This window comes from Stenotrophomonas acidaminiphila, from assembly GCA_002951995.1.
Lineage (GTDB): Bacteria > Pseudomonadota > Gammaproteobacteria > Xanthomonadales > Xanthomonadaceae > Stenotrophomonas > Stenotrophomonas acidaminiphila_A.
In genome coordinates this window covers 356,973-368,210 of the sequence record CP019797.1, presented here as the reverse complement: position 1 = coordinate 368,210, position 11,238 = coordinate 356,973, and the positions used below count along the sequence as shown (strand labels likewise).

The following is an 11,238-nucleotide window of genomic DNA, read 5'->3' as shown; positions in this document are numbered from 1 at the left end:
ATGTCGCCGGGCCTCAGCCCGGCATGCCCTCGCGCACCACATTCAACACTTCGTGGCAGGCGCCCATGGTGTGGTAATCGGTCTTGCCGGCCGGGCTCTTCTCGTCGTCGTACTTGCGGTTGTCGGCGTCGAGGATGCGGAACCAGGCGCCATGGGTGTGGTCGACGAAGTGCTCCCACGAATACGCCCACAGCTTCCCGTACCACTGCCAGTACGCGTCGTCACCGGTGCGCCGGGCGAGCAGCGCGGCGGCGGCCAGCGATTCGGCCTGCACCCAGAAGTACTTGTCGTCATCACAGATATCCGCCGGTCCCTCCGCAGCAGCCCCGGCATCCACGGCCGGACGCGCCGATGCTTGCGCTTCGTTCAGCGCCTGCTGCAGCCCGGCCGGTGCGAAGCCGTAGTACAGGCCGCCACGCGTGGCGTCCCACGAACGGGTGACGGCGCTGTCGAACAGGTGGCGCGCGGTCGGCAGCAGCCAGTCGGCCTCGACGTGGCGGTCCAGGATCATCAGCAGCTTGGCCCACTCGGTCTGGTGGCCGGGCTGGAAGCCCCAGGGGCGGAACAGGTGCTTCGGGTTGTCGAGGTTGTAGTGCCAGTCGACGTTCCAGTCGGCGTCGTAGTGCTCCCACACCAGCCCGCCGGCCTTGGCCGCCTGGCGGCGGGTCATGTTGTCGGCCAGCTGCAGCGCGCGCTCCAGGTAGCGGCGCTCGCCGCTGGCCTCGAAGGCGGCCAGCATCGCCTCGCACATGTGCATGTTGGCGTTCTGGCCGCGGTAGCCGGTGAAGTTCCAGTGCGCGTCGGCCTCGTCGCGGTACAGGCCGTGCCGCGGCTCCCAGAAGTGCGTTTCCAGCAGCTGCCAGGTTTCGTCCATCCACTGCCGGCCCTGCTCGATGCCGGCCTTGAGCGCGCAGCTGTAGGCCAGCAGCACGAAGGCCACGCCGTAGCAGTGGTTCATGTCGTCCTCGACCGTGCCGTCGCGCAGGGTCCAGGCGTAGCCGCCGGTGGCCGGATTGCGGTGCACGTTGCGCAGGTAATCCACGCCGTGCTTCACCGCGGCCAGGTACTCGGGGTTGCCGAACTCGCGGTAGGCCATGGCGTAGTTGAAGACGAAGCGGGTGCTGCTGACCAGGTGGCGGTGGCGGGCGTCGTAAACGCTGCCATCGTCCTTGAAGTAGTGGAAGAAGCCGCCGGCCGGGTCGATGCAGCGCGGGTGGTAGAACGCCATGGTGTCGGCGATGTGCGCGCGCAGGAAGGCCGGGGAACGGAAATCGGGAGCGGGAGTGTTCATGCGATGGCGTCCTGTTGCTGCAGCAGCTGCTGCACTTCTTCGAGTTCGGGCATGGCGGCGAAGGCGCCCTTGCGGGTGACCGCCAGCGCGCCCACCGCCGCGGCGAAACGCAGGGTGGCGGTGATGGCATCGTGGTCGTGGCAGAACGCGTCGAATGCGGCGCCGGTACCGCCGCGTTCGGCCAGGCCGTACAGCACGCCGCCGACGAAGGCGTCGCCGGCCGCGGTGGTGTCCACGACGGGCACGCGAAAGCTGGGCACCTGGCCCTGGGCCTCGCGGGTCAACCAGCGCAGTGGCGCGGCGCCATCGGTGACGATCACCCAGCGCGCCTGCGCGCCGAGCAGGCGCCGCAGTACCCGCGCCTCGCCGTCCTCGCCGAACGGGGCCGCCAGGTAGTCCAGTTCCTCGCGCGAAAGCTTGACCAGGTCGGCGCGCTCCAGCGCCTGCCACAGCCACGGCGTCGGGTCGACCGCGGCGGGCCACAGCGCCGGACGCAGGTTGAGGTCGAGGCTGACCACCGCGCCGGCGGCGCGCGCGCGGTCCATGCCGGTGAAGGTGGCCGCGGCGATATCCGGCTCGGTCAGGCTGTTGGAACAGACGTGGAAGCAGCCGGTGCCGTCGAAGCAGGCCGGGTGGAAATGCCCGGCACGGAACAGCAGGTCCGCGGCCGGCGGCCGGTAGAAGCTGAAGCTGCGTTCGCCGTCCGCGTCCAGCGCGACGAACGCCAGCGCGGTCTTGGCCGCATCGGTGCGTACGATGCAGTCGGTGAGCACGCCGGCCTCGGCCAGGCTCTCGGCAAGGAAGTCGCCGAACATGTCGCGGCCGAGCATGCCGGCGAAATAACTGCGTGCGCCCAGCCGCGCCGCCGCCACCGCGACGTTGGCCGGCGCCCCGCCGGCATACTGCAGGAACGCGCGCGGGGTCTCCGGCGTGGCCGGCGGCTGCGCCAGTAGATCGATCAAAATTTCACCGAAACAAACAATCTTGCCCATCTGGCCTCAGCCTCCCTGGCCGCTGGCGGCCCGCGGTCGCGAACCGACCAGGCCGTAGAAAATGATGTAGAGGTAACACGCCACCGGCAGCACGAAACTCAGGTGCAGGCCGATGCGGTCGGCCAGCACGCCCTGCAGCAGGGGAATCACCGCGCCGCCGACGATGGCCATGATCAGCAGGCTCGAGGCCTTGTTGGTCAGCGGCCCCAGGCGCTCGATGGCCAGCGAGAAGATGGTCGGGAACATGATCGAGTTGAACAGCCCGGTGGCGACGATGCCGTACACCGCGACCTCGCCGCTGGCGGCCAGGATCACGCCCAGCAGCACCACGTTGGCCAGGGCGAACACGGCCAGCAGGCGCCGCGGCGGGTACTGCACCAGCAACCACGAACCGGCGAACCGCCCGACCATGGCGCAGCCCCAGTACGCGGACACGTAGTGGGTGGCGCGCTGCTCGCTCATGCCGCCGATCTCCGGCAACGCCAGATAGTTCACCATCAGGCTGCCGATGGACACTTCGGCGCCGACATAGAAGAAGATCGCCAGCACCCCGAACAGCACGTGCGGGTGCCGCAGCGCATCGAGCAGGGTGTGGTGGCCGCTGTCGGCCTTCTCGGTGGCCTCGGTCAGGCTGGGCAGGCGGAACAGGCAGACGAACACCGCCAGCAGCGCCAGCGCGATGGCCAGGCCGACGTAGGGCCCCTGCACCGACTGCGCTTCGGCGGCGCGGTAGGCGATCTGCTCGGCCGCCGGCAGCGCGTCGATCTGCTCGCTGCTCTTGACCGTCGTGCTCAGGATCAGCAGGCCGCCGAACAAGGGCGCCAGGGTGGTACCCAGCGAATTCAACGCCTGCGCCAGGGTCAGCCGGCTGGAGGCGGTCTGTTCCGGCCCCAGCAGCGCCACGTACGGGTTGGCCGCCACCTGCAGCACGGTGATGCCGGTGGCCAGCACGAACAGCGAGGCCAGGAACGCTTCGTAGGTGCGCAGCGCCGCCGACGGCCAGAAGCCGAGCGCGCCGATGGCGGCGATCAGCAGGCCGGCGATGATGCCTTTCTTGTAGCCCAGGTGCGCGACCAGCCGGCCAGCGGGCAGCGACATCAGGAAGTACGCGCCGAAGAACGTGAACTGCACCAGCATCGCCCGCGTGTAGTTCAGCTCGAACACCGCCTTCAGGTGCGGGATCAGCACGTCATTGAGGCTGGTCAGGAAGCCCCACATGAAGAACAGCGTGGTGGCTACCGCCAGCGCGACCCGGGGCGTGACCACCGGGGTGGACGTCGTGGGCGTTGACAGGGGCGTGGACGGTATCGGCATGGCGCGCCTCGGGGTGCGGGGTCGGAAGGAATCAGATGGGGCGCGCGGCACTGCTTTCGCGGATGCGCAGCTGCACCGGCGCGACCGTGCGCATCGGCGGCGCATCCGGGTCGTCCAGCCGCTGCAGCAGCAGCGCGGCGGCCTGGCGCCCACGCTCGCGCGGGTCGGCGGTCAGCGTGGTCAGCGGCGGCACCGCCACCGCGGCCTCGGAAATGTCGTCGAAGCCGGTGACGGCGAAATCACCGCCGGGGCGGATGCCGCGCGAGGTCAGGCCCAGCATCAGGCCCAGTGCGACGGTGTCGTTGTAGCAGACCGCGGCACTGGGGCGCTGGCCGTCGGCGAACAGCTCGCCGGTGCGCGCGGCCGCTTCCAGGCGGTTGGGCGCCGACTCGATCATCCATTGCGGGCGTGCCTGCAGGCCGGCCTCGGCCAATGCCTGCTGGTAGCCGGCGCGGCGCTGGTGGCAGGAGCTGGACGCGGCGTGCCCGCCGAAGAAGGCGATGTCGCGATGCCCGCGCTCGATCAGGTGGCGGGTGGCCAGGTAGGCGCCCTGCTGGTTGTCCATGGTCAGGAAATCCCAGTCGGCGCCGGGCAGTTCGCGGTTGAACAACAGCACGTTGGCGTGGCTGCCGAGCACCTGCCGCAGCTGCGCCGCGTCGCTGCCTTCGGCCGGCGACAGGATGAAGCCGGTCGGGGTGTGCTCCATCAGCGTGCTCAGCACCGCCTGCTGCCGCTCCGGCGACTCGCCCGTGCTGCCGAGCAGGGTCACGTAGCCCTTGCCGCCCAGGGCCTCGTCCACGCCGGATGCGAACTCGGCGAAGAACGGGTTGGACAGGTCGTTGATCACCAGCGCGATCGACGACGAGGTGCGCCGCCGCAGGTTGGCCGCGGTGCGGTTGTACACGTAGCGTTGGCGGCGCAGTTCGGCCTCGACCCGGGCGCGGGTATCGACGTTGACCAGCGGGCTGCCACGCAGCACCAGCGACACGGTCGCGCGCGACACGCCCACGGCCTGGGCGATGTCGGTCACGGTGACCGCGCGCTTGCCGGTCCGGCGCGTGGATTTTCCGGCGGTGGAGGTGTCGTTGCTCATCGTCGCTCGCAGGTGGGCATGAACGTCACAGCTTAAAAGCGGCCAATGACGAAGTGGGAACCGGGATCAGTCCCCGTGGCCCGGCACATCGCCCGGGTCGTCGCCGCCTCGTCCGCAGGGCGCCGGCTCATCGCATGGCGCTGCCCGGGGTGGCGCACCAGGACACCGGCAGGTCCGCCACGTCCGTGCCCCAGCCCTGCTCCGGCGCCTGCGCGGCCAGCGTGTAGCGGATCGTGCCGCCCGCGCGCAGCCGCGCCCAGTCCAGCCACACCGCATGCTGCGGCCTGCCATCCACCTGCACGGCCTGGATGTACTGCAGGCTGCGGCCGTCGGCGCCCGGTGCCTGCAGGCGCAGGGTGTGGCCGTTGCCCAGCGCGATCTCGGCGCTGGAAAAGCGCGGCGCGTGCAGCAGGAACTGGCCGCTGCCCGGCACCGCCGGGTACAGGCCCAGCGCACTGAACAGGTACCACGCCGACATCGTGCCCAGGTCGTCGTTGCCGGTGACGCCGTTGGGCGCGTTGGTGAACAGCTGCTGCGCGGCGCGCACCACGGTGGCGGTCTTCCACGGCTGGCCGATCAGCGTGTACATCCACGGCGCATGCAGGTCCGGTTCGTTGTTCGGGTTGTAGCGGTACTGGTTGTAGTAGCTGTACGGGCCGACCACCCATTCCTTGCGTGCGGCGGTCAGCGGCGCCTGCACCAGCGCGTCGTAGGCGAAGAACGCATCCAGGCGGCGCCCGGCCTGTTCGCGGCCGTGCATCGCCGCCACCAGCCCCGGCACGTCCTGCTGCACCAGCCACTGGTACTGCCAGGCGGTGCCCTCATGGAAGCCATGCTGCGAGCGCGGGCTGTAGTGGCCATCGGCCGGCGTGTACCACGCGCCGTTCTCGTCGCGCGGGCGCGGGAAGCCGCTGAAGCCGGTCTCCGCATCGCGCACCTGCGGGTCCCATACCTTGTGCCAGTTGCGGCCGCGCTCGCGCAGCGCCGCCGCGTCGTCGGCATGGCCCAGGCCATCGGCCATCTGCGACAACGCGCAGTCGGCCAGCGCGTACTCCAGCGTGGCCGAACCGCCGTGGTGCGGGTCCACGTCCATGCCCTTGGACGGGAACGCGCGGTCATAGGCGACGAAGCCGTCGCGCAGGTAGCGGGCGTTGCCGGAGCGGCCGGCCGCGCGTGAGTTCAGCGGCGGCATGCCGAAGGCATTGCGGCGCAGCGCCGCCCAGGCCTCGGCTTCGCGGCCCGCCAGCGCGCCGAAGCGCCACAGGTCCACCAGGAACGGCGTGACCGGGTCGCCGGTCATGACGTTGGTCTCGAAGCTGGCGTAACCCCAACGCGGCAGCCAGCCGCCCTGGGCGTCGATCGCCAGCAGGGTGCGGCCGATGTCGCGGGCCACGTCGGGCCGGGTCAGCGCCAGCCACTGGTTCTGCGCGCGGTAGGTATCCCACAGCGAGAAGTACTCGTAGTAGGTCCAGCCATCGGCGCGGTGGATCGCGTCGTCGTAACCGCGGTAGCGGCCATCGGCGTCGCTGCCGGTCATCGGCTGCAGCAGCGCGTGGTACAGCGCGGTGTAGAGCACCGTGCGGTCATCGCGGCTGCCGCCCTGCACGCGCACCGCATCCAGCTGTTCGCGCCAGCCCTGCTGCGACAGCGCGCGCATGCGCTCGAAGCCGAGCAGGCGGCCGTCCTGCATGCCATCGGCACGCAGGTTGGTGCGCGCACCGTCGGCATCGACGTGCGAGATCGCGCTGGTCGCGGTGACGACACGGCCGTCGGCCAGATCGAAGCTCAGCCACGCACCATTGGGCTTGAGCTCGCCCTCCATGCTGTGGCGTGCGCCGGGCAGGCCGCCCTGTTCGCCCCAGGTGCCGTGCGCCTTGAACGGGCGGTCGAACTCGATACGGAACCAGGTGGTGTACTGGTGGCCACCGCAGAAACTGCGGGTCACCAGCTTGCCTTCCACGGCGCGGTCGCCGACCACGTCGATGACGCTGCCGATCACCGAATGGCGCTCGTTGGCCTGGCCCACGTTGACCAGCACATGGCCCTCGGCGCCGGTGGCGAAGGTATAGCGCTCGCTCGCGGCGCGGGTGCGCGCGGTGGCTTCCACGTCGATGCCGCCGTAGTCGGTCAGGCGCACCCGGTAGTAGCCGGCCTGCCCCACTTCGCCGGCATGGCTGTAGGCCGATGCGTAGCGCTTGTGGTCGAAGGCCTTGGCGTCGGTGGTGTCGAAATCGCCGCCGGGGCCGATGCTGCCGGTGACCGGCAGCACCGATACCTGCCCGCCCTGCTCCCAGCAGCCGGCACCGGACAGGAAGGAATGGCCGAATCCGCGGATCTTCTCGTCGTCGTAGCGCCAGCCGGCGTAATGGCTGCCGATCGGGCTGACCTGGATCAGGCCGAACGGTGCCGACGCACCGGGGAAGGTGTTGCCGTCGTCCTTGCTGCCGATGAAGGTGTTGACCTCGCGCTCCAGCGCGGGCGGCGCGGCCGCCAGCGACGGAACCCAGGCCAGGGCCAGCAGGCAGGCGAGCCCGGCGGCGGAACCCTTGCGGGGGGCGGTGGACGGCGATCGGCGCATGCGGTGGTTCCTCAGGGTCGATGTCGGTGGGTGGAAAAGGGGGTCCGGCCGAAGCCGGACCGGTGATACCCGGCCATCCCGAGCGGGATGGGGAGAGGAGCCGGGATCAGAAAGCGGCAGGGCGACGCGCGGCCCGCCCTGCCGGGAGTGACGGCGCGGCCAGGGCCAACGGGTGATTCGATCCGGTCATGGCGTTCTCCCCTGCGACCCGCGGGTGCAGCGCTGCGGAAACAGCCCACAGCCGGCATTCGCGGGATCTTCCATCGGTCCAAACGGGACCTGCGTTGAATTTAGATCGATTCAAGTAAACCACGGCCCTTTGCCGGACCGCATTCTGCGGCGCACCATCGCCGCCCCCGCAGGTCACCTGCCCGGCCCCGGCGGCGACGTCGGGCGCGCCCTGAACGTCTCCCCCTAGCCCGTTCACGGCCGGCGGCGCCAGATGCGGGCAGGCGCCCCCGTGGCAGGGGGCCGCCAGCCCGCGGACCCGCCGCGTCTTATTGCGCAGCAACATGCAGCGGGGAGGGCGCTGTGCTAAAAAACCCGCGTCATTTGTTTAGATCGATCCAAATAGAGATCGACTGGCAATTGCCTGCGACAAGGGAAAACGGACCGGGTCCGTCACTCGATCCATGCACGAAACGCCCCCGGCGCGCCGGGGATGCGTGGCTTCAGAAATTAGATCGATTCAAGTCCTTTCGTACCAGAAGCGGATCCAAATCCAGGAGAGGGAGAGAGTGGAATGAAACAGACATCACGCATGCACGCCCGCAGTTCGCTGTCCGGTGCCATCGCCATCGCATTGGCCGCCGCGGCGCTGCCGGTGAGCGCCATTGCCCAGCAGGCAGCCACGCCGGCCCCGGATGCCACCACGCTGGATGCGGTCACCGTCACCGGTTACCGCTATGCCATCGAGAAGAGCCTGCAGCAGAAGCGCGACGCCAACGCGGTGGTCGAAGTCATCACCGCCGAGGACGTCGGCAAGTTCCCCGACAAGAACGTGGCCGACGCGCTGCAGCGCGTGCCGGGCGTGATCATCACCCGCAGCGGCGGCGAGGGTAAGAACGTCAGCGTGCGCGGACTGGCCGCCGACCTGACCCTGACGCAACTGAACGGCAACTACGTCGCCAGCTCGGAAACCAACAACGAAGCCTCGCGCTCGTTCAACTACACCCTTCTGCCATCCAACATGCTGTCGGCCGCCGAGCTGTACAAGACGCCGGAGGCACGCCTGGACGAAGGCGGCATCGGCGGCACGGTGATCCTGCGTACCCGTCGCCCGCTGGACATGGAATCCAACACCGGCTTCGCCAGCATCGAGGGCACCTCTTCGGACACCAGCAGCGGTGTCGACCCGCAGGCCTCGGCGCTGTACTCCTGGCACAGCAAGGACGAGCGCTTCGGGTTGCTGGTCGGTGCCACCAGGCAGAACCGCACCAACCGCAGCATGGATGTCACCACCGAGGACTGGCAGTGGTACAGCGATCGCCTCGATGCCAACGGCAACATCAGCCATGACTATGTCTGGAACGAGGCAGGCACCACCCGCAACCCGCCTGTCGACGCGCATGGCAACCCGATGAAGGGTGTGTCGCAGTTCTGGGGCCGCTCCGGCATCTATGACCAGAACGGCCACCACTACTCCGGTTTCTCGATGCCGACCTCGGTCAACTTCGCGGTGAAGGACGAGAAGCGCGAACGCACCGGTGGCCAGCTGACCTTGCAGTTCAAGCCGGTCGACAACGTCACCATGACCGCGAACTACTTCCGCTTCGAGCTGCAGGGCAACTACACCCAGAACATGCTCAAGATTCCGGAATGGAACCTGGCGCGCGTGGCCGGTGACGGCAACTGGGAAGGCGGCCGCCTGCTCAACGGCTTCACCATGGACCCGAGCGGCACCATCGTCACTGGCGCCGAGTACGAAAAGCTCGCCGGCAAGACCTACATCTGCAGCGAGGGCGAGGCCGCCGCCGCGGGCCTGCCAGGCGGTGGCTGGGGTCCGGATGACTGCACCATCCCCACTCCGCAGCTGACCGGCACCTACAGCCGCGAGAAGGCCTTGTCGCAGACTGCCGACCTGAGCGTGGACTGGGATATCAGCCCGCTGTGGAAGGCCAGCTTCGCCGGCGGCCGCACCTGGTCCGAGGGCGGCCCGTCGATGAGCTTCCGCATGTCAGCCAAGCCCCGCCGCAAAGTCGGCAACAGTTGGGAAGCCGGCAATCTGTACAGCGCGTGGGATCTCACCGGAACGCCGACCGCGACCTTCTCGCCCGATCTGCAGCAGAAGCTGATGGCCGGTGTCGCCGAGATCGACACGGGCTCGACCGACTCGTCGTGGATGCAGACCAGCATCGAGCAGAACCACTTCCAGGCCGATTTCACCAAGCTGTTCGAAGCCGGCGTGCTGGACTCGATCCAGTTCGGCGCCAAGTACAACGACACCGACGTGCACCGCAACACCGGCAATACCTACTGGGTGTGCCAGGGCGCCGACCCAGGCGATTACAGCAAGCGCTACCAGGCAGGCTGTGATTCCACCGCGGGCATCGCGCAGCCGGGCTTCTTCCTGTCGCAACCGCTGGGCAACATCGCCGGTGGCTTCAACGCCAACCTGTTCCCGGGCATCAACTACCCGGCCTACATCGATTACCTCAACAGCACCTACGGCCCGGCACAGAACCGCCGTGAGGACGATTTCGTCTACAACGTCGGCGAGAAGGTCTACTCCGGCTACTTCCAGGCCAACTTCCGCACCGAGCGCCTGCGCGGCAACATCGGCGTGCGCGTGGCACGCACCAGGCAGCATGCGGAATCGAGCGATTCGGTCGAGCGCTTCATCGACTACTTCGCCGACAACGCCGCCGGCAATCCCATGGCCTGTACGGATCCCGCCGCCGCGGCGCTGCTGGGCTCGAACACCGGCTATGGCTGCGAAAGCGGCTTCGTGCGCCTGCCCGACGCCATGGCCCGCGAAAAGACCTACGAGCTTGCGGCGCTGGACAAGACCTATACCGACATCCTGCCAAGCTTCAACATCGCCTGGGACATCACTGACAGCCTGGTGCTGCGTGGTGCGGCATCCAAGGTCATCGCCCGCCCGCGTTACACCAGCATCGCCTATCCGGGTGGCCTGAGCTTCTACAGCCAGGAATACAGCAACGACCGTGTCGTTGCCGGCGGCGCGGTCAACCCCGGCTGGTACGGTTCAGGCAGCAACAAGGGCCTGGATCCGTTCGAGGCCACCCAGTACGACCTGAGCCTGGAGTGGTACTTCAAGCCCGGCGCGGTGGCCGGCATCGGTCTGTTCCGCAAGGACGTGAAGAACTTCACCATCGGCGTCGAACGCGACATGCAGATGAATGTCGGCGGGCAGATGGTCACAGTGCAGAACTACAAGACCGATGCCAATGGTCGTGACGCGGTGTCGCAGGGTGTGGAGCTGTATGGCCAGTACACCTTCGACTTCGGCCTGGGTTTCCAGGCCAACTACACCTATAACGACACCAACATGGCCTCGGTCGAGATCAACGGCGAAAGCATCGGCGCCTCGCCGCTGGTCGGCAGCGCCAGGAACCAGGCCAACTTCACCGTGTTCTACGAGAATGCCCGCTTCCTGGCACGCGCCTCGTACAACCGTCGCGGCGAGGTGGTTGGCGACCTGAGCAACGGCTTCAATATCTATACCGAGCCGTACGATCAGTTGGACCTCAACACGGCTTTCAACATCCGCGAGGATCTGACCCTGACCGCCTCCGTACTGAACGCCACCAAGTCCGAGCAGCGCGCGCACCTGGGCAATGACACCAAGGCCCGCTTCTACTCCAATGGCTACAGTGGTCGCCAGCTGTATCTCGGCCTGACCTGGAAGTTCTGATCCCTGCCTTCCGGGCACCGACGACGACAGCCGCGCTGGTACAGGCGGCTGTCGCTGTTTGCAGCGCTTGTAGATGCGGGGCTCGCCCCGCAT

At 68.3% G+C, this 11,238-nt stretch carries 6 protein-coding genes; 1 reads left to right on the top strand and 5 read right to left on the bottom strand.

Annotated elements, in window-relative coordinates:
* Nucleotides 1–13: 13 nt before the first annotated feature.
* The 5 genes from B1L07_01500 to B1L07_01480 all read right to left on the bottom strand — a co-directional run bounded on the left by B1L07_01500 (nt 14) and on the right by B1L07_01480 (nt 7,268).
* Nucleotides 14–1,291, bottom strand: a complete 1,278-nt coding sequence (locus B1L07_01500) for an N-acylglucosamine 2-epimerase (GenBank protein AUZ54025.1) — start codon at nt 1,289–1,291, stop codon at nt 14–16.
* Nucleotides 1,288–2,283 carry a carbohydrate kinase gene (locus tag B1L07_01495; GenBank protein ID AUZ54024.1) on the bottom strand — a complete coding sequence of 332 codons (996 nt, stop codon included), beginning with the start codon at nt 2,281–2,283 and terminating at the stop codon, nt 1,288–1,290. Before B1L07_01495 ends, B1L07_01500 begins: the two co-directional genes overlap by 4 nt.
* A gap of 6 nt (nt 2,284–2,289) precedes the next feature.
* Complete coding sequence (locus B1L07_01490) at nt 2,290–3,597, bottom strand: L-fucose:H+ symporter permease (protein ID AUZ54023.1); 1,308 nt, start codon at nt 3,595–3,597, stop codon at nt 2,290–2,292.
* 31 nt (nt 3,598–3,628) lie between these two features.
* Nucleotides 3,629–4,690, bottom strand: a complete 1,062-nt coding sequence (locus B1L07_01485; GenBank protein AUZ54022.1) for a transcriptional regulator — start codon at nt 4,688–4,690, stop codon at nt 3,629–3,631.
* Nucleotides 4,691–4,817: 127 nt separating this feature from the next.
* Nucleotides 4,818–7,268 carry an alpha-mannosidase gene (locus tag B1L07_01480; protein ID AUZ54021.1) on the bottom strand — a complete coding sequence of 817 codons (2,451 nt, stop codon included), beginning with the start codon at nt 7,266–7,268 and terminating at the stop codon, nt 4,818–4,820.
* Nucleotides 7,269–8,010: 742 nt separating this feature from the next.
* Between B1L07_01480 and B1L07_01475 the strand changes: the two genes are divergently transcribed.
* Nucleotides 8,011–11,145 (top strand): TonB-dependent receptor, encoded by a 3,135-nt coding sequence (locus tag B1L07_01475; protein AUZ54020.1) that lies wholly within the window; start codon nt 8,011–8,013, stop codon nt 11,143–11,145.
* Nucleotides 11,146–11,238: the final 93 nt, after the last annotated feature.